The organism is Chryseobacterium sp. StRB126 (assembly GCF_000829375.1).
Classification (GTDB): domain Bacteria; phylum Bacteroidota; class Bacteroidia; order Flavobacteriales; family Weeksellaceae; genus Chryseobacterium.
Genome location: NZ_AP014624.1, coordinates 4,807,137 through 4,827,438, shown reverse-complemented (window position 1 = coordinate 4,827,438; position 20,302 = coordinate 4,807,137). Strand labels below are relative to the sequence as shown.

General features: G+C 34.9%; 15 protein-coding genes. 10 read left to right on the top strand and 5 right to left on the bottom strand.

From position 1 onward, the window contains the following. Positions 1 to 59 precede the first annotated feature (59 nt). A complete protein-coding gene (locus tag CHSO_RS21805) occupies positions 60 to 1,955 on the bottom strand; it encodes an ABC-F family ATP-binding cassette domain-containing protein (protein WP_045500828.1) in 1,896 nt (631 codons plus the stop codon). A 316-nt stretch (positions 1,956 to 2,271) separates the two neighbouring features. On the opposite strand from CHSO_RS21805, the gene CHSO_RS21800 reads away from it, so the two are divergent. Then, positions 2,272 to 2,784 (top strand): 5' nucleotidase, NT5C type, encoded by a 513-nt coding sequence (locus CHSO_RS21800; protein ID WP_045500826.1) that lies wholly within the window; start codon positions 2,272 to 2,274, stop codon positions 2,782 to 2,784. Between the two features lie 149 nt (positions 2,785 to 2,933). Then, positions 2,934 to 4,589 (top strand): alpha/beta fold hydrolase, encoded by a 1,656-nt coding sequence (locus CHSO_RS25210; RefSeq protein WP_052480686.1) that lies wholly within the window; start codon positions 2,934 to 2,936, stop codon positions 4,587 to 4,589. Positions 4,590 to 4,754: 165 nt separating this feature from the next. On the opposite strand, the gene CHSO_RS21785 is transcribed toward CHSO_RS25210, so the two are convergent. After that, entirely contained in the window at positions 4,755 to 5,618 is an 864-nt protein-coding gene (locus tag CHSO_RS21785) for a glycoside hydrolase family 25 protein (RefSeq protein ID WP_045500824.1), read from the bottom strand. A gap of 65 nt (positions 5,619 to 5,683) precedes the next feature. Here CHSO_RS21785 and CHSO_RS21780 point away from each other — a divergent pair, with 65 nt between their 5' ends. The 5 genes from CHSO_RS21780 (at position 5,684) to deoC (ending at position 10,172) form a co-directional block, all read left to right on the top strand. Continuing rightward, positions 5,684 to 6,946, top strand: coding sequence for an NAD(P)/FAD-dependent oxidoreductase (locus CHSO_RS21780; protein ID WP_045500822.1), 1,263 nt, complete (start codon positions 5,684 to 5,686; stop codon positions 6,944 to 6,946). Continuing rightward, positions 6,943 to 7,614, top strand: a complete 672-nt coding sequence (gene trmD, locus CHSO_RS21775; protein WP_045500820.1) for a tRNA (guanosine(37)-N1)-methyltransferase TrmD — start codon at positions 6,943 to 6,945, stop codon at positions 7,612 to 7,614. Before CHSO_RS21780 ends, trmD begins: the two co-directional genes overlap by 4 nt. A gap of 375 nt (positions 7,615 to 7,989) precedes the next feature. Continuing rightward, positions 7,990 to 8,925, top strand: coding sequence for an endonuclease/exonuclease/phosphatase family protein (locus tag CHSO_RS21770; protein ID WP_045500818.1), 936 nt, complete (start codon positions 7,990 to 7,992; stop codon positions 8,923 to 8,925). 28 nt (positions 8,926 to 8,953) lie between these two features. Then, entirely contained in the window at positions 8,954 to 9,424 is a 471-nt protein-coding gene (locus tag CHSO_RS21765) for an Lrp/AsnC ligand binding domain-containing protein (RefSeq protein ID WP_002976659.1), read from the top strand. A gap of 4 nt (positions 9,425 to 9,428) precedes the next feature. Then, entirely contained in the window at positions 9,429 to 10,172 is a 744-nt protein-coding gene (deoC, locus tag CHSO_RS21760; RefSeq protein WP_045500815.1) for a deoxyribose-phosphate aldolase, read from the top strand. 57 nt (positions 10,173 to 10,229) lie between these two features. Here the strand turns inward: deoC and dusB are convergent, their stop codons facing one another. Together dusB and CHSO_RS21750 are read right to left on the bottom strand one after the other, a co-directional pair. After that, positions 10,230 to 11,225, bottom strand: a complete 996-nt coding sequence (gene dusB / locus CHSO_RS21755) for a tRNA dihydrouridine synthase DusB (RefSeq protein ID WP_045500813.1) — start codon at positions 11,223 to 11,225, stop codon at positions 10,230 to 10,232. Positions 11,226 to 11,402: 177 nt separating this feature from the next. After that, complete coding sequence (locus CHSO_RS21750) at positions 11,403 to 14,630, bottom strand: hypothetical protein (RefSeq protein WP_084221046.1); 3,228 nt, start codon at positions 14,628 to 14,630, stop codon at positions 11,403 to 11,405. 150 nt (positions 14,631 to 14,780) lie between these two features. On the opposite strand from CHSO_RS21750, the gene CHSO_RS25205 reads away from it, so the two are divergent. The 3 genes from CHSO_RS25205 (at position 14,781) to CHSO_RS21735 (ending at position 17,388) form a co-directional block, all read left to right on the top strand. Beyond that, on the top strand, positions 14,781 to 15,515 hold the full coding sequence (locus tag CHSO_RS25205; protein WP_052480685.1) for a T9SS type A sorting domain-containing protein: 735 nt from the start codon (positions 14,781 to 14,783) through the stop codon (positions 15,513 to 15,515). Between the two features lie 93 nt (positions 15,516 to 15,608). After that, positions 15,609 to 16,400, top strand: a complete 792-nt coding sequence (locus tag CHSO_RS21740; RefSeq protein WP_045500811.1) for a T9SS type A sorting domain-containing protein — start codon at positions 15,609 to 15,611, stop codon at positions 16,398 to 16,400. A gap of 178 nt (positions 16,401 to 16,578) precedes the next feature. Beyond that, the gene (locus tag CHSO_RS21735) at positions 16,579 to 17,388 is read left to right on the top strand and encodes a lamin tail domain-containing protein (protein WP_045500809.1); all 810 of its coding nucleotides are present in this window, start codon (positions 16,579 to 16,581) and stop codon (positions 17,386 to 17,388) included. Between the two features lie 54 nt (positions 17,389 to 17,442). Here CHSO_RS21735 and CHSO_RS21730 read toward each other — a convergent pair whose 3' ends face one another. Next, complete coding sequence (locus CHSO_RS21730) at positions 17,443 to 20,265, bottom strand: aminopeptidase N (protein WP_045500807.1); 2,823 nt, start codon at positions 20,263 to 20,265, stop codon at positions 17,443 to 17,445. Between the last annotated feature and the right edge of the window lie 37 nt (positions 20,266 to 20,302).

The following is a 20,302-nucleotide window of genomic DNA, read 5'->3' as shown; positions in this document are numbered from 1 at the left end:
GTTAATGATAGCTGGAATTAGAAACTCCAACCCTTTGAACTCATTCATAACTTATATTTTTACATGATTTCCTGAAGTTCAAGCCATCTCATTTCATGATTCTCCAGTTTTTCTGAAACTGTTTCCAGTTCTGAAGAAAGCTTGGCTATTTTTTCATAATCAGATTCGTTATTAAGTTGATCTAAGATTTTTGTACGTTTCTCTTCCAGTTCAGGCATTTCTTTTTCAATGGTTTCTAACTCTCTTTGTTCTTTGAAGGATAGTTTCCTTTTTTGAGAATTGGAAGATGAAGGCGTTTCTGTAACAGCAACTGTTTCTTTTACAGGTTCAGGCTTTGCAACTGTATTTTTTTCTAAAGCTTCTTCACGGCTTCTTGCTTCACGATATTCTGAGAAATTTCCTACAAAATCTCTGATTTTTCCATCCCCTTCAAAAGCGAGAACATGATCTACGATTCTGTCCATGAAATATCTGTCGTGGGAAACAATGATTAAAGATCCCTGGAATTGCTGCAGGAAGTTTTCAAGAACTGTTAGTGTAGGAAGATCCAGGTCATTCGTAGGTTCGTCAAAAATCAAGAAGTTAGGATTCTGATATAAAATATACATCAGGTGTAATCTTCTCTTTTCACCTCCTGATAATTTTGAGATAGGAGAGTATTGTGTCTGATCATCAAATAAGAATAATCTAAGGAACTGCGATGCAGAAAGACTTTTTCCATTTGCTAAAGGGTAGAATTCCGCAATTTCCTTTATGAAGTCAATCACACGTTCATCCTCTTTATAAGTAAGACCTTTCTGTGCGAAATATCCGAAAGAAATAGTTTCTCCCGTTTCAATTTCTCCTTTGTCAAATTTTTCAAATCCCTGGATAATATTCAATAATGTAGATTTTCCAGCTCCGTTTTTTCCGATGATTCCTACTTTCTCACCCCGTTGAAATTGGTAGCTGAAATCTTTTAATAAAACTTTATTTCCAAAGCTTTTATCAATATGTTTTAGTTCAAGAACTTTATTTCCAAGACGCTTCATTTCAAAATCCAGTTCAAGACCTTGTTTTCTGGTGTCTGTTTTGGCTACCTTTTCTGTTTCATAAAAGGAGTCAATTCTGCTTTTAGACTTTGTAGTTCTTGCTTTGGGCTGTCTACGCATCCATTCCAATTCCTTTCTGTAAAGGTTGTTGGCCTTATCAATAGTTGCATTAAGGTTATCCTCACGAATCATTTTATTTTCAAGATATGTAGCGTATGAACCATTGTGAACATAAAGATTTCTATCTTCCATTTCCCAGATAATATCACAAACACTGTCCAGGAAATATCGGTCGTGGGTAACAAGTAGTAAAGTGATTTTTGCTTTGTTCAGATAGTTTTCAAGCCATTCTACCATATCCACATCCAAGTGGTTGGTAGGTTCATCCATAATAAGGAGTGTATGTTTATGTTCAGCTCTGGTTTCAGTCAGTAGCTTAGCAAGGGCAACACGTTTGACCTGTCCTCCGGAAAGGGTACCCATTTTAGCTTCAAGATCTGTGATTTTAAGTTGAGAAAGAATTTGTTTCATTTCATTTTCAAGATCCCAGGCTTTGTGGGCTTCCATATCAGCCAATGCCTTTTCAATAAAATCATGATCCGTAGAATGAAGAGACTTATGGTAATTCTTCAAAGCAAGGATTGGCTCAGAATCCAGAGTCATCATGAATTCATCAATGCTTAGATTAGAGTCAAAATCAATTTCCTGGTCAAATAAAACAACCTGAATATCTTTATTAATGATCGCAGTGCCGCTGTCTGCAATTTCTTTACCCATTAAAATTTTCAGAAGGGTAGATTTTCCACTCCCGTTTTTGGCAACAATGGCAATTTTGTCTCCTTCATTAATGTGAAAGGAAATATTTTCAAACAAAACTTTGATGCCGTAAGATTTGGTGAGGTTTTCTGCAGAAACGTAATTCATTGGGAATTAATAGTTTGATTTTAATTTTGAACTGAACGGCAAAAATACGAAAATGTAACCATAAAATTTTCCGGAACCGGCTTTATAAAATCGAATATTTATGATTTATTAATAAACTGTGTTCATTGTCTGAGAAAACAATTTGGTAAATTTGATGAAGATGGGTTGGAAGCAGGAAGTTATTACTGAACATATAAATTTTGATGGTACTTATCATTTCAATCATTAAAAACGAACTTCATTTATATTGGGAGTTTAATATCTTCTACCCTCCAGCTTCATAACATTTAAAAATAATAAAATCTAATTTGAAGCAATGAAAAAAGTGATTGTTGATATGGATGGGGTAATGGCAGATGTATACCATCAGCTGATTCAATTTGAAAAAAGAGATACCGGAAGAGAGATGAAACCTGATATTATGATAGGAAAACCCGAACTAGAAACCTTTCCCAATGGGAAAAAACATGTGAATGAAGTAGGGTTTTTCAGAACATTGCCAGTAATGGAGGGAAGCCAGAAAGCAATAGAGTATCTGAATAACAAATATGAACTGTATATTGTTTCTGCAGGAATGGAATTTCCCAATAGTTTAAGAGAAAAATATGACTGGCTGGCTGAGCATTTTCCCTTCATTACTTGGGAGCAGATTGTTCTTTGTGGAAGCAAGAAAGTAGTGTCAGGAGATGTGATGATTGATGATTACCCAAAGAATTTAGATCATTTTTCAGGGCAGAGACTGATCTTTACACAACCTCATAATGAACTGATTGAAAACGAAACCTACAGAAGAGTGAATTCATGGGAGGAAATCATGGGGATTTTATAGATGAATAATAATATTTAAATGTTTTTTAGAATTAATGCTCTAAAATGGGAGATATTTAGAATAATTTTAACTAAAAGGTGATTAAATTTAATAATGCCTTATGAATGTTGATGGTTATAAAATAGATATGTTTGCATCAAACTTTTAACATGAAAAAACTTAGTGTTTTATCCTTTATTCTTACGGTTTCAGCCTTCAATGCACAGGTCATTTCCGGAACCATTATTTCTAAAAATGAAAATCAACCTATTTCTTATGTGAAGATTGGGGTAGATAAGAAAACTATCGGAACCATATCAGACGGAAAAGGAAATTTTTCAATAGATCTTACGGGCATAGATGTGCAAGAGAAAGTAAAAATAGAAGTACCCGGATATGAAGTTTATGAAGAAGCAGTGCAGGATTTCAAAAAACATGATCGGCAGCAGGTATTCCTGAATGAGAAAACCAAAACCATCAAAGAGATCGCTATTAAGCCTAAAAAACTGGTGGATAAAAACTGGGGTGTGAAAACCAAAACCAAAAGTATTCTATATTTTGTTAATCCGGCCGGAGATAAAGCCGGTTTTCTTGGGGAAACAGCTTTGGAGTTTAATGCAAAAAAAAGATCTAAAATTAAGAATATTAATCTGAATATCGCCCGGTATACTTCCACGGAGCCGGTTATGATGCGATACAGCATTTATAGTGAGAAAGACGGTTTCCCGGATAAAAACTTATTGGACGAAGAAATTACAGTACAGCTTACTGAAGATATGATTAAAGACGGAACTTATACACTGGATGTTAACGACCATAACATCTGGGTGAAAGGAAAGTTTTTTGTAGGAATTCATTTTTTAAAAGAATTTAACGGAAGTATTAAAATCAGTGCTGCATTGTTCAAAACAGGATTCATCAGGGAATTCTATGGAGACTGGAAAAAAATGACGATTGCTGCACCGGCTATTAATATTGATGTGAAAATGGATAAAAACGGAAAAGATACAAAGGATGATGATGGTGGCTATGCAGATGATGATGCCTCTCAGGGATGGATGGCAGATAATTCAAAAAATATAGAAGAAGCGAATCAGTCTATATATGGTAAAAATGAATCTGCGGGCAAATATTTAAAACTGAAAGATACTGATATGTATTATGAGGTATATGGTGAAGGTGAACCTTTGGTATTGCTTCATGGAAATTCAGGCAGCATCAAAGATTATTATCAGCAGATCCCGGTTCTCTCTAAGCAATATAAAGTTATTGCGGTAGATACAAGAGGACAAGGGAAAAGTAAAGATACTTCCAAAAGAGATTTTACGTATAAATTATTTGCAGACGATGTAAAAGAATTAGCAGACGAGTTGAAGCTTGATAAAATTAATATTGCCGGTTGGAGTGATGGAGGAAATACGGGGCTAGAATTTGCATTGAAATATCCAGACCGTCTTAATAAGCTTATAACCATCGGAGCGAATGCTTTTCCTGAGGGAGTGGAAGATAAACTTATCGAACGTTTTACCAATCAGATGAAACAGCTGAATGATATGGCTCCTGAAGAAACACTTGGCGAACGCAGACTTTTGAAAATCATGTTGACGCAGCCTAATATCAGTAAAGATGATTTAAAGAAAATAAAAAGCCCGGTTCTCGTTATTGCAGGAGATAGAGATGTTATCAAACCGGATCATACAGAATTTATTTCCAAACAAATTCCAAATGCTGAAAAGAAAATTTATAAGTATACCACCCATATGGTTCCTTTTGAAAAACCGGATCAGCTGAATGCAGATATTCTGAATTTTCTTGGAAAGAAGTAGGAAGGAAGCAGGAAGATGGAGGCTGGAAGTTAAAGTAGGTTTGTCGATTTTGTCATAGTAATTAAATTGAACAGATTTCTTTTGGAAGGTTGAGAAAATAAAGTGTAAAGTTGTTTTTTCAAACTTCGAAAACTTCCATCTTCCCGCATCCACCTTCTAACCTTCTTAATCCAATGTCAGTCTTTTCAAAGACCACGAATTACCATTGTAAATATCAAGATCCACCTTAGTATTGATCCCATGAACAATTCCGTTTTCAGTAAATTGCCAGAAATCCCATTGGCTATCTGGAGATGGGGTAGGAACATCATTATAATTGGCAAGCCATAGAGGGTAATCCTCAAATTCCCCTTTCAAAAAATCCTTATAATAATGATAGTAGGTGTAAATGATAGGTTTCTCACCATAAGTTTCTTCTACAATCTTACACCATACCTTCAGGTCTTCCACTAATTTTTTATTCGTCTTCCGTTTCGGAATCTTTTCAATATCAAGAATAGGTGGTAAATCTCCACTTTCCAGTTTTACATTCGCTAAAAAATTATTCGCCTGGATCACCGGATCTTCATCAGCTCTGTAGAAATGATAAGCTCCACGGATCAGGTTGTGTTTTTTGGCCATTTCCCAAAACTCATCAAAATGTTTATCTGCACTTTTATTTCCCATGGTTGCCCGCATTACCACGAACTCCAGAGGAATGGTTTTGTTACCAATGCTGAGGCTGTCCCATTTGATATCCTCCTTATTTTGATAGTGAGAAACATCAAATCCATAGGTTTTATCAAGATTGTTGGCTAATATTCTTTGAATCCTTGAACTTTCTTTTTCGCTGTTATGAAGTTTTTTATGGGTAAATTTGTTAAAGTACAAAGCATAGTAATAGCTTACGGATTGTTTAAGATAAAATCCGGTCCCGATTAAAGCTACAATTAAAATGGCTAATATCACCTTTCGACGGAAAAAATAGCTGTTCCGTCTGTTCTTATGGATCTGTTTGGCAGTTTTTTTGGTGTACTTTTTTGGTGTCATAAAGTTTTGCAAAACTAACTTTTTTCACTACTAAATGCTAAATAAAATCAGTAAATTTGTGTATTATGGAAACACGCGAAAAAATCATCATTATAGGGGGAGGATTTGCGGGGCTGCAGCTTGCAAAAACATTGAATAACAAGAACAAAAAAGTTATTGTTCTGGATCGGATGAACCACCATATGTTTCAGCCGCTTTTTTACCAGGTAGCCTCTGGAAGGATAGAACCTTCCAACATTTCTTTCCCATTCAGAAAGATTTTTCAGCAATCCAGAAACACTCAGTTCCGGATGACAGATGTAAAGGAAATTGATGCCGCTAACAATAAAGTCATTACTGATGAAGCAGAATTTACTTACGATAAATTGATCATTGCGACAGGCTGTAAAACTAATTTTTTCGGTAACAAAGAACTGGAAGGGAAAGCCTTCGGAATGAAGAATACCCAGGAAGCCATCAGTATCAGAAATCACGTTTTGATGACCTTTGAAAAACTGATTATTGAAAAAAGCCGCAGCGATGACGGAAATTGGAATATCGTTATCGTAGGGAGCGGACCAACTGGTGTAGAGCTCGCAGGTGCTTTTGCCGAAATGAAAAAAGATATTCTTCCAAGAGATTATCCATATATGAATTTCGACCATCTGAAAATCATTCTCGTAAGTTCTACAGAAAAACCTCTTGCTGTAATGAGCAGTGAAGCTCAGGAGAAATCCGAAAAATACCTTAAAGATCTTGGGGTAACCTTTATGAGTGGAGAAGTGGTTACAGATTATGATGGGGATAAAGTGCATTTGAAAAGCGGTAAAGAAATAGCATCTAATAATGTAATCTGGGCGGCAGGAGTTACAGGAAATGTAATCGACGGTTTTCCTGAAGACAAATTGGTAAGAAACAGATATATCGTAGACCGATACAACAAAATAAAAGGGTATGATAATGTGTATGCAATTGGAGATATTGCTTATATGGAAACCCCCAAATATCCGCAAGGACATCCTCAGGTTGCCAATGTAGCCATTAATCAGGCCAAAAACTTAGGAAAAAATTTGTTGAATAAAAATCCTGGTGAATGGAAGGAATATGAATACGATGACAAGGGTTCTTTAGCAACCATAGGAAAGCACAGAGCCGTTGTAGATTTACCATTTATAAAATTTCAGGGATTTTTAGCATGGTATTTCTGGATGTTTCTCCATTTAATGCTAATTTTGAGCGTTCGAAATAAGCTGGCTATATTCTTCAACTGGATGTGGAGCTATATCAACAAGGATTCTTCCTTAAGATTAATTATTATACCTACTAAGAAAAACGGAACATTACAATGAGAATTGATATCATAAGCGTACTTCCAGAATTGATGGAAAGTCCATTTAAAACCTCTATTTTAAAGAGAGCCATGGACAAAGGGTTGGCAGAAGTACATTTTCATCACCTGAGAGACTGGGCAATTAATAAGCACAAACAAATTGATGATGAACCTTACGGAGGTGGAGCCGGAATGGTAATGATGGTAGAGCCATTGGATAAATGTATCTCAGAATTGAAGTCTCAAAGAGATTATGATGAGGTGATCTATCTGACACCGGACGGAATAACGCTGAACCAGAAAATAGCCAATTCTCTTTCGATAAAACAAAATCTGATTTTTCTTTGTGGACATTATAAAGGAATAGACCAGAGGGTAAGAGATCTTCATATTACCAAAGAAATATCTATTGGAGATTATGTGCTTACCGGTGGAGAGCTTGCAGCATGTGTATTAGCTGATTCTATCATAAGACTGCTTCCGGGAGTTTTAAATGATGAACAAAGTGCTTTGACAGACAGTTTCCAGGATGATCTTCTGTCACCACCCATTTATACACGACCTGAAGTCTATAAAGGGCTGGAGGTTCCTAGGATTTTATTAAGCGGAAATTTTGGAAAAATTGAAGAATGGCGTCACGATGAAGCAGTAAGAATTACTAAAGAAAAACGCCCTGATCTTCTTTAATACAGCGTTACAGGGTGTTTAAACCCTGTTTTTTATTTTATTTTATTTGTCTACGGATTAAATGGAATAATATTTGTTATTATTGTAGGTGAAAAGTAAAATATTATCAATTTTGGTCTTTTAATTGAATTTTTGTTTTAATTATTTTAAATTTTATTCATTATTTTAATTTCGATATATTGAATAAAACTAAAGGTTAATTGAAAATTTAATTCACTATTTGTGGTTTTATTGATTTTTTTTATTACATTTGAAATATTTCTTATTATAAATTGATTTGCTGGTATTGTGGGCAAATTAATGTAATTTGGAAAAAATAATAAATTTACGATTAGAAAAAAGAACATATTAATTAAAGTATAGAAATTTGTGTTGATGGAACTGTTCTCTTTTTATAATGTTGAAAATTTATTTTTACCCGATCCTAAACCTGTACATAAATTAGATCCTACAAAGTCAGGTTTAAGAAACTGGGATGAGAGAAGATATAAAAATAAACTTTTTAAAATCTCTCATGTATTTCAATTGATGAAGGAGGAAAATGGAGTATTGCCATTTATTATAGGATTATCCGAAGTTTCCGGAAGGAAAGTTTTAGAAGATCTTGTAGAAATGGAACCCTTTAATTCTGAATATGGAATTGTACATTACAATTCTATGGACGAAAGAAAAGTGGATGTAGCCATGTTATACGATAAAAATAAAGTAGAGGTTATAGATTCTGAAACCATTACTTTCTTTTTTGAAATAACCTATAAAAACACTGGAAATTACGACACTACCAGAGACGTACTTTTTTCGAAAATTAAATATAAAGGGGAAATTATTAATGTCTTTATCGCCCATCTTCCCTCTAAGCGCGAGAAAGATATCAATAAACCTAAAAGAGCCTTTATATTGAATGAGGTCCGGCAACGGATTATGAAAATTGTAGATGCAGATAAGGAACATGTCATATTGTGTGGTGATTTTAACGAAAACCCGGATGATGAAAATTTAGTTCAAATTCTCTATGACAACGATCATGAGAAGGTTTTGATGAACCCTTTTCAGGAGTTGTTTTCTACAAGAAATTACTCTACTTTTCATTATAAGTCTGGCTTGTTGTACGATCAGATTATGATGTCGAGATCCCTTCTCGACAACAGAACGCTAGCTTTTCAGGAAGCCCGTGTGTTCAATTCTGATAAACTCAGCAGCAGGACCAGAAATTTTGAAGGACGACCTTTCCGAACTTATGCCGGTACCCGGTATTTAGGCGGATATAGTGATCACTTTCCGGTTTTTGTGAGGTTTAAAAGCTTATCATAAAAAAACATAAATAATAAAAAAGTAGAAAATGAAAAATTCGAGCAACACAAGTTATCATTTAGATTCCATCGACAAGGAAATAATCTACATGTTGATGGATAACGCTAAAACTTCTTTAGCACACATTTCAAAGAATGTTGGGATCTCTACAACAGCGGTACATCAAAGGATTAAAAAACTGGAACACGCAGGAGTTATTGAAAATTCAATTTCATTCCTTAATCCTAAAAAAATCGGATATAAAGTAATTTCTTATATCGGTGTGTTTTTGGATCAGCCAAGCCATTACCCTGAAGTGGTAAAATCTTTGCATGATATCAATGAAGTAGTAGAAGCCCACTATACAACAGGAAATTATACAATATTCCTTAAAGTTCTTTGTAAAGATAACGACCATTTGATGCAAATTCTTAGCAAACTCCAAAAACTGAAAGGAGTAACAAGAACAGAAACTTTTATATCTTTGGAACAAGGTATTTACAGACAATTGAAAGTATAACGATATGAACATAGCCCAATATTTGGATTCAACTTACTTGAAGACACCGGAACAATCAGGTATTTCACATGAAGGAACTCTTCAAATTGATAAAGAACTTGCGCAGGTAGCCATTGATAATGGTATTTTTGCCGTAATGATTAGGCCTGATTATGTAGCGGAGATTAAAAAATATATTCAGGACAGAAATTCAAATGTTGCAGTAGGAACTGTAATAGGATTCCATGAAGGAACATATTCGGTAGAAGAGAAGCTTACAGAAGCTTCAAAAGCTATTGAAGACGGAGCAGATGAGCTAGATTTTGTAATTAATTACAATGCTTATCTTCAGGGAAATATTGACTTGGTAAAAGAAGAATTTGTAAAATGTACAAAGCTGGCTTTGGAACACCATAAAATTGCAAAATGGATCATTGAAATTGCAGCTTTAACGGATGAACAGATTGGAGATCTTACTAAAAATATTTCGAACTGGGCAGAAGAGAATTTTTCAGCCAATGATTTACCTCATATTTTTGTTAAATCATCTACCGGTTTTTATGAAACTACAGGTGGGAAGCCTAATGGGGCAACATTTGAAGGGATAAAAATAATGCTGGATAACGCTGGAAAACTTCCTGTAAAAGCTGCCGGAGGCGTAAGAACTCCTGAAGATGCTGAAAAAATGATTACTATGGGAGTAAAGAGAATCGGAACTTCCTCAGCATTGGCACTCATTAAAAATGAAGCTTCATCTGGTGGATATTAAATTTGATATTCAAGAACAAATAAAAAAACCATCAAGTTAATTTGATGGTTTTTATTTTTATACCTGAGCCTGATATTCTTCGTAGAATTGCTGGGTTTCCTTAATCAGGGCATCCATTTCTTCTAATGTGAACACTTCCAGGAATCTTTTTCTGAAGTCTTTGAAGTGAGGAATACCTCTGAAATAGTTGCTATAGTGCTGTCTCATTTCTACCAGTCCTAATCTTTCCCCTTTCCATTCTGCACTCCACTCAGCATGCTGACGAACTGCTAATAATCGGTCTGAAATAGTAGGAGCAGGTAAATGTTCACCTGTCTTAAAGAAATGCTTGATTTCATTAAATATCCAAGGATATCCAATAGCAGCACGTCCAATCATAATTCCGTCACAAGCATACTTTTGTTTGTATTCAAGTGCTTTTTCAGGTGAATCTATATCACCGTTTCCGAAAATCGGAATTTCAATATTAGGATTTTGTTTAATTCTTGAAATATGTTCCCAATCTGCTTCTCCCTTGTACATTTGTGCACGGGTTCTGGCATGTATGGTAAGGGCTTTAATTCCGGTTTCCTGAAGACGTTCTGCTACTTCATCAATATTGATACAAGTACTGTCCCACCCCAGACGGGTTTTAACGGTTACAGGAAGGTGGGTAGAGCTCACTACTGCCTTTGTAAGACGAACCATAAGGTCAATATCTTTCAAAACTCCAGCTCCGGCCCCTTTGCAAACCACTTTTTTTACAGGGCAACCAAAATTAATGTCTACCAAGTCCGGATTTACTGTTTCAACAATCCTCGCAGACATAGCCATTGCTTCTTCATCACCACCAAAGATTTGTATCCCGACTGGTCTTTCATAATCGAAAATATCCAGTTTTTTACGGCTCTTGATGGCATCACGAATTAACCCTTCGGAAGAAATAAATTCCGAATACATTAAATCTGCACCGTGCATTTTACACAAACGTCTGAACGGAGGATCACTTACGTCTTCCATCGGAGCCAGCAAAAGTGGAAATTCCGGCAGTTCTATATTGCCTATTTTTATCATGGTGCAAATTTACAAAATTCTGATTAGTAGAAAATATGATATTATCTATTACTGTAAATGATGAGTTTGAAAGATGTTTGAGAGTATTAGAGTAGTAGAGTATTAGAGCGGTGGGAAGAAAATTTAGAGTAGTGAGAAATAACTAACTAGGAACCTTAAGCCTTAAACGTTGGGTTTCTAGAAACTTGCTTTTACCTGCATGCTTCCGATATGGATAGTCCTTTCTCCGGAGTTTCTTCCTTCGTAATTTAAGTTCAACTGGATAAATGAATTGATTGCCTGCTGGATGAATACACTCCATACCTGGTTTTTACCGGGTTTCAGACCATCTAGCATCTGGTTTCCTACAATACTGAAGTTATTACCATTAAAATTATTGTTGATGAAAGAGAAATTTCCACGAATGGAAGTCTTTCTGAATTCCCATTGGATGGTTCCTGTCACATCAAATGCTTTTAACAATTCTTCACCATCTATCCTTTGTTTTTGGCGGTAAGCAGACGAAAGCTCAGCCTGAAGAGCATCTGTAAATTTATAAGTGGCCTTTGGTTTGGTTTCAAAATTATTTAAACGGTAATCCCTTGTTATAAATAACTGTGAAGTATTTTTAATATCATGAACAGAGTTTTCCCAGTCAACCCTGAATTCTTTATTGAACCAATATCCAATATTCAGGAAGTGGGAAGTTTGTTCACGTTCTTCGTTACTGAAATTAGCATTGATAAGGTTATCGTTTGTAATGAATCGGTAGTTTCCATTCCATCCGGATTTATCGGTCGGATTGAACTGTACCGAGGTTAAAATATTTTGATTTTTAAGGATCTGATCGCTGTTTTTCTCAAACGGATTTAGTACCAAAACCTTATCTTTTTTATAGAATGAGTTTTGAGAATTTAACGAAATATTAAAATTCCAACGCTTTAAGAAAGCATTTTCCGAATTAAAGACAATCGCTGGATTTACAAATAAAGCTAATTGTAATTTGTTTTTATTGGATGGAATATACCGTACAGAGTTGGTATAAACCCTAATGTATTTAGCCAGATCGGAATATTCGGCAATTTCAAATTCGTCAAGCTGCTGAATACCGTCACCGTTGTAGTCTGTCCATTTATAAACACCTTGCCCATCCGTTACTTTAATATACTGAAACTCCCTTTGTGCTTCCTGTCCATTTCCAAGCTCATAGAACGCTTGTAAACGCATTCCGTTTCTGAAAAGCTGCTGATTGTAAAGAATATTTCCAACCACAAAGTCATTGTTTCTGGTGACGCCACCTTCTGCTCCTGAATAAAAGAATTTTCTGTAATGAATCAGTGCATTTAAAGTTGTTCTTTCTGTTTTGATAATCTGACTTTCTGCCATGAATCCAAGGATATTATTCATATTCTGAAGCCTGTTGTTGCGAACTGAGTCATTATCCCTCATATATACTTTGGCAAGCAATTTTGTACGGGTACTGTCTCCTATTTTCTTTTGCACGAAGATTTCTTTCCAGCTGAAACTTGTGACATCCATAAGCTGAGTATCATTGTACTTTTTCTCATTATGCTCCATGCTTCCTCCTATAGCCCAGCTTCCTTTCTTTCCTGTAAATTCTGTTGATATTCCACCACGGATGAATTTGGTATCCTGAAGGGTAGCATTGGTGCTCAGGTAAGATAGATTTCCTTTTGTAAAGAATTTCCCGGTGATCCAGCCGAAATCGAGATCATTTTTAATACCCTTATAAGAATTCTGTTCATTTAAGTAATTGATACGGTAATTTAAAGTAGATTTATTATTCCATTTATTTAAAAAGCTGAAGATAAAACGATTCTGTGTCTTTTTGTTAAACTCCTGTGTTAAGTTGAAATCTCTGGAGAATTCCACATCATTGATACGGTCCAGGATATGGAACTGTTTGTCTATATACTGATATTCAAAGCTTGGAGTACCTTTCCAAGAGCTTTTTGTAAAAGTTTTATTTCCGAAGATTCGGTAAGCATAGCCTGTATTCTGGTCAGAATCTTTAGATGAAAATAGATTGACATCATAATTACTTAAAGAAATATCTGCACCAATTTTTCCTTCATTCAGCAAATATTCAGAATTAAGAGAGAATACCTGAGATTTTTGTGGTGAAGGAAGTTTTCTCACCGCTTTGTAATCTCCGGCATTGGGTCCTACATATTCAAAAACACGTCCGTTATTGGTTGTTTTTGCTGTTTTATAATCTCCCAGATTGGCTCCGAAATAAGTAAATGATACCTGGTAAAGCGTTTCATTGGGATCAGCAGAAAGTTCATAGAAATTTCCGGCAGTATTTAAGCGGTATAGAATTTTATTAACATCATATTCTGTAACAACTCCCGATGGTGCATACATCAGATTAGGATCATTTCCTGCATTGGCAAGGATCTGTTCATCTTCTTTAGATAAGCTTAAAGCTAGAGGTGCATTTTTGTTGTCATTTTCCATGAACCAATTCAATCCAACTTTGAACTTTTCCCTTTGATGTTCAAGCTTTCCGGTAAATAAATATCTTGAATAATTCCTGTTGGCGTAGTTGTATGAAATGGTAATGAAATTCTGCTGGAAAATAGGACGGAAACTGGTAAAGGTAACTTCACCCGTGTTATAGTTGATAACATAGTCCTGGTTTTCCCCACGTTTCATTAAGATACCATCAATAAATACCTGTTCAGAACCTGAGATCAAAGTAATGAACTGTTCTCCATTTTTCCCTGTCAAACGGTAAGGTCCTTGATTTCCTTCAACCCCCTGGAAACGGATTCTGTGAAATTCACTTCGTGCTACACCGGCAGAAATATCCACAAATGTTTTATTTTCTTTCCCAAATTCTGTCTGAAACTGAATTCCCATGCTTCGTCTCTGATATTTGGCAAAATAATTTTTAGACTCCATAAGATCAAGGTGTCCGGCTCTAAGAATCGATTTATCCTTAATGTTAAGCTGCATGTAGATTTTATCAAACTCTTCTAAAGTTTGAGTATATCCATCAGCCTGAATGGGTAAGTTATGGTCGGAAATACTTGCTAAAATGGTGACATCTTTGGAAAGTCGTCCAGAAATCTGAAGATCCATAGAACTTTGTACAGATTGTCCCTGATTATTACCAAATGTAATTCCACGGATAATGGACCCTTTGGAATTTAGCTCACCCAGAAATCTTTTTTTATCATTTTTTGCCAGTACAGCTTCATCAACAACAATTCTGTTATGAGTTCGGATAAAGTCTAAAGTATCTTTTGCAAAAATGTCCTGTTCAAGCTTAGCGACGAGAATACTATCTTTTTTAACACTGTCCTCAGGAACGTTGGGATTTTTCCATGAAAATACCTGAGCATTTCCTGAAAATATGCCAAAGAAAAAAACAACGAATAGGATAAAAATATTCCGCAACTCCTCAAAAATAATTGGTAAAAGTAATTAAAAAATGTTAATAGCATCGGATTAACTATTATTAACAGAAAATTAATCTAAATATTGTGATGTGCTGAAAATTAAGTGTAATTTGGGCACTGAAATTATTAATTATTAAAAATTAAAAACATGAAAAAACTTTATTCGTTATTTGCTGTTGCAGTTCTTGCAATTTCAGCGTCTGCACAAGGGTCAGAATCATTTACTAACCTAAGCGCTACTGCAGGTGGTTATACTTCTGGTAGTTATACTGGAGATAATGGAGTTACATGGAACTATAGCGGAGCAAGAAAAGTTACAACTGGTGATAATGTTACAGGAACTTCTGTTGGATTTGATTTGAACGGGACTAGAAATGTAAAAGCAAACTCTGGAGCAGGAGGGGTAGGAAATGTTACTTATACAGTTAGATCTTACTTTACTGGTGGTACTGCCGCTAATAGAATTATTCAGGTATATGTTAATGGAACAATGTATGATTCATATACGCTGGATGCTATGGGTACAAATTATACTAGAACTTTAACAGCAAATGTTTCTGGAGACGTTGTAATAGAATTCAGATCTACAGGAAGCAGACAAATTGTTGTAGATGATATTTCTTGGACAGCAGCAGGAAGTTTAGCAACAGCAGAAGTTAGAGGGAAAAAAGAAATTTTTATTAAAAATACTTCTGTGGACAAAGAAATCTACTTTGGAACAAAATCCGATATTAAGATTTTCAATGCAAATGGGCAGGTAGTAAAAACGGCATCTATTTCTGAAAATGGGTCTGTGAATGTGGAAAATCTACAGAGTGGGATTTATTTTGTGGTAGGAAATGTTAATGGTAAAGCTGTTTCTGAGAAGATTATTAAAAAGTAATTTTAATAAATTGTTAAATATATACCACTCTTTGGTTATAAGGAGTGGTTTTTTTGTATTTTTACCCTATAAATTTTTAAAAAAAATTATTCTATGAAAAAGATCTTTACTGTTTTAGCAGCAACAGCTGCGTTTACATTTTCAAATGCTCAGAATTTGATTACTAATGGTGGTTTTGAAACGTGGACTGATGCTTCTGTAAAACCAGATGGTTGGTTTAGTATGGGAGGTGGATCTAAAGAAACTTCAATAGTACATAGTGGAAGTAATGCTATTAAAGTTTCCCCAATTTCTATCAATTCAAATGGTAATATAGATTTCGTTGATGTTCCTGCGTCTCCAAATGCAGATTATACTGTGTCTTATTGGGTACTAGACAATGATGCGAATGCCAGAGCAAGACACTGGATTCAATTCAGAAGTGCTAGTGCTAACATTACTCCAGGATCTGGAAACCCTTTCCAGCCATCAACTTATACTACAGATAGCCCAAACTGGACAAATGTTACAGCTACAGCAACAACACCTGCAGGGACAGCTTTTTTAAGACTTAGTTTAAGAGTATATTCTCAAAACAATGTGACTACAGGGGCTATTTACTTTGATGATGTTGTTTTGGCGCCAGCAGGTTCTTTAGGAACAAAAGATTTGGAGCTTATTAAAAATAGTGTTAAGATTTCTAATACACTCGTTAAGAATTCCTTTGATCTTTATTTAAATGGAAACGCTGAAGTAAAAATTGTTTCTGCTACCGGACAATTATTTGAAACTAAAAAAGTGCAGAATTCAGCTACTTTTGATGCCTCAAAATTACCTGTAGGAGTTAATTTTGTACAGATTAATCAAAACGGAAATGTTATTGTTAAGAAAATTTTGAAACAATAACTATTAATTAATAAAAAAAGTCCGGCCATTTCGAAGAAATGGCCGGACTTTTTTTATATTTATTTAAACTTTATTAGTTGGAATATAATATATTTATAGAGGATTTTTTTGTAAATTTCCAATTAAGAGGTATTGTTTTTGATGTTTTTATTACAATCCTGTTTATAAAATTATTTAAATGAAAAAAATCTTTACTATTGCTGGTTTAGTTTTGATGACAGCTTTTACCAATGCCCAAATTGTGATCAATGAGATCTATGGCGGGAATGGGAATTCAGGGGCAGTTTTCAAAAATAATTATATTGTCCTGAAAAATATAGGAACCACTCTGGTTTCTTTAACAGGAGCAAGTATACAATATGCTCCTGCAATTGGAGCTTTTACAGAATATCATACACTGCCGGATTTTACGTTGGGACCAGAGGAAACCTATCTGATACAGGAGGCCGCAGTGGATGGTGGAGTAGAGGCGTTGCCAACACCGAATTTTATAGCAACTACAGTTACAAATTTTGATGGTACCCCCAATAAATCTGTTGGAATAAGGATTTCAGGAACATCCGGAAAGGTAGCATTGGCAGGAAATATTGTACAGGTAATGAACCCTTCATCTTCCAATGTATTGGATTTTGTAGGCTATGGGGCCAATGCCGATCAGTTTAAAGGGGATGGACCAGCTCCTTCACCTACAGCCTCAACAGCAATCAGAAGGACTTTAGAGAATAACAGCGATAATATGGCAGATTTTTCTGCTGAAGGAGCTGCAAAAGCAGGCTTTGTTCAAAATCCTTTTGTTAAAGATGGAAATGTGCTTTTCGGAATGCAGATTAAAGATGTAAAGATATATGATACTTTCAGGCAGGTTGTGAAAAAATCGCCTACAAAATTTGCTCAGAATATAGATATTACAGAACTCCCAAAGGGAACTTATATCGTGACAGGAACTGTTAACAATGCTCCTGTTTCACAAAAAATTGTAAAAGATTAGTTTTTCAATATTTTTTGATAAGGAACAGTTTAAATATAAGCTGTTCCTTTATTTTTAATACCAGCCTCTTCTTGCTGCATTGATGATGGATCCGAGATTAAGAACCAGCGTATATCGGATACGTTTTGCATAATCTTTAAATCCGGGCTCAAACCCCAATGAAGACTGTATTGGAAAATAAACTTCAAGGAAATCCGGGATAATTCTGACCTTAATTCCACTGTCCCAGATAAATTTTGCAGAATGATCCTTGTTTTTATACACTCCTGCATCGGCATACACATGAAATATTTTCCATATGCTGGAATCTACATTCACAGAAGTGATCCATTGATTAACCGTTCCCGGAAGAAATGATTTAAATCCACCGTCAGCCAGAATAAACTGTTGTGAAAGTAGACCGCTGCTGGCACTTTCTCCTAAAAGACTATATGAGAATGTATAATTGGATACCCTTGAAATTCCATAGTTGAATAAATCATTGCGGGTATCATTTCTGAGAAAATATCCGGCAAATAAACGAACACTTAGTTTTTGTCTTGGAGCGAATTCCCACCTATAGAATCCTTCAGCTGTAATTTTGTTGAAATCTTCCATACCCTGTGCACTCAGGCTCAAACTTTTCTCATGGATCATCTGACTGTCACTATAGCTATATCCCAATCCCCAAAGATTGTATTTTTTGTAATCATCATTAGCGATCATGACAGGGCTTAGATCTCTTTCAAAATAATTATAGGAAACACCAAGACTTCTGCTTACTGTACTTCTTGGATTTTTTCTAAAGTTTAGGGTTGAAAACACAGAAGCTTTTCTGTACGCTAAGTCATAATCATAATGGAAATAAGATCCGGAAACTCCAAATGTAATACTTCTGAACATACTTTCAGCCGGTAGGAAAGAGTAAGAAACGCCTCCTGAACCGGTCAGTTTTCCTGTTCCTGTACTGTATGTAGGGGTAAACGAATACAGGAATTTCTGATCAAAGAATGACTGGTTTTTAAAATTAGCTCCTAACAAAAATTTATCATAAGTGTTGTTGAATCGAACTCTAGGACTTACATAGATTTCGTTGTATTCAGGATTTGGAATGTCCTTTATGAGTTTAAACTTAATTCTTTTTGTATTTGAAAATATTCCTTTGGCATACAGGAAGTTATCCCGATAACTGGACTCTGGGAAAATGTAACCATTATTTAGGGTTACTTTATAAATATTATCTGATGCAGGAAGAGAAATTTCTTTTATTTTCTCATTTTCTTTTGTTTCTATCCAATAAGATTTTTTTTCGCCCTCTCTGGTTTCGGTTTCAAGTTTTACAGGAATAGAAACGTTTGTATTTTTTGCGATTTTAATCTGTAAAGAATCGTTTTCTTTACTAATATGTTTCAGCTTAAAATTGACCCTGTTTTTCTGTTCGAAAAAACTTTCAAGATAATGGGCAGATTTTTCTTTTTCTGAGAGTTGTTTCAAAAAATCATCCGGATTAATTCTACTTCCTGAACTTTTTGAAACATACTCTTTAACAAGATCATTAAAAGACTGATCTCCCATTTTATCAGCAGAATAATTGAACAGACTTCCTGTTTCAAAACTACTGATAGCCATATCATTGAAATTACTTAAACTGGTGAAATCTTCATCAATTTTCTGATCCAGATTTTGAAGCATAATATATTGATATGCCAGTCCGTACCGGTCTATAAGCTTTACTTTAGAGGCATGAAACAATTTTAAAGGTTTGAGTCCAAATAATTTGGTCTCAGGGAGTGTTCCTAAAAGTTTAGTGTCTTTGTAGAATTTTTTCAGATATTGTATTTCAAGATAGGATTTTAAACCATTTTTAAACCAATGATCTTTTTGCTTATCTGCAATGATCTTCTCATCCAGAACTTTTTTGGTAATGATTCCGAAATAATCAAGATCAGTTTTTTCAGCATCTGTAAATAGTTGAAATCTGAATTTCCAGAAAGTAATATCATTATTCCCGAAGAAATCTTCTTTAGCTCTGAATTTATCTGAAATAAATATGCCTTTCGGAAGAGAACCTATTTTTTCTTTGAGAAATTTTAAGTGAAGAGGTAAGTAAAATTCCAGATTTTGTTTCTCTTCGGGCTTAAGATTATAGCCAAACTTTACTTCAATGTCACTGCCATCAATATTGGCTTTTATAATAGGATAAGTATTTGGAGAAACCGAAAATTCAGGATCTGAATCCAGATAGCCCTGAAAAGAATTCATCTGAATCTGGGGTAGATTACTTTCAATAAAACTGTTCACCGGAATATCAAAATTTACGGTCCAGAAAGTATTGAAACTTACTGGTTCTTCAATATCGTGGTATTTTCTTTGAGAAATATTGTCCGGATCAAAATGATCCGGAACAATAAAGAAATATTTTAAAGCAGTATTCTGACCGGATGTTCCATATCCCGTAAATTTTTTATCGGGAAGCTGCATCCGATAGTTGAGCTGTAGAGTGATGCTTTCGCCAGGTTTTAATGCTTGTCTCAGAGGAAGAAAAATATTTTCATCTGAAATTGCATTGACTGGTATGTTTTGGTTTTCTGAATCTTTAATAGTAAGTTCCAGAAGTTTCCCCACTTCATGACTCTTTGCAAAATGCAAATCATTATTTCGGTCTTCCAGTTTTCGGTAGACTAAGGATGTTCCACGTTTGTTATAAGCGGAAACCCAATTCAGAAGTTTTACTGTTTGCAGGTCTTTGCCCGAATGATTGTAATAAACAATCTCCTGATTCACCTCAAGGGTTTTCCTGTCAGGAGAGAGTTTTGCTCCAATGTATATACTATCTTTCTGTGCAGAAATCTGTATAATTCCACAAAATAAAATAAGGCAAATGCTGATCTTTTTCAAATATCCGTGATAAAGCTCAAATATAGCTTATTTTGTA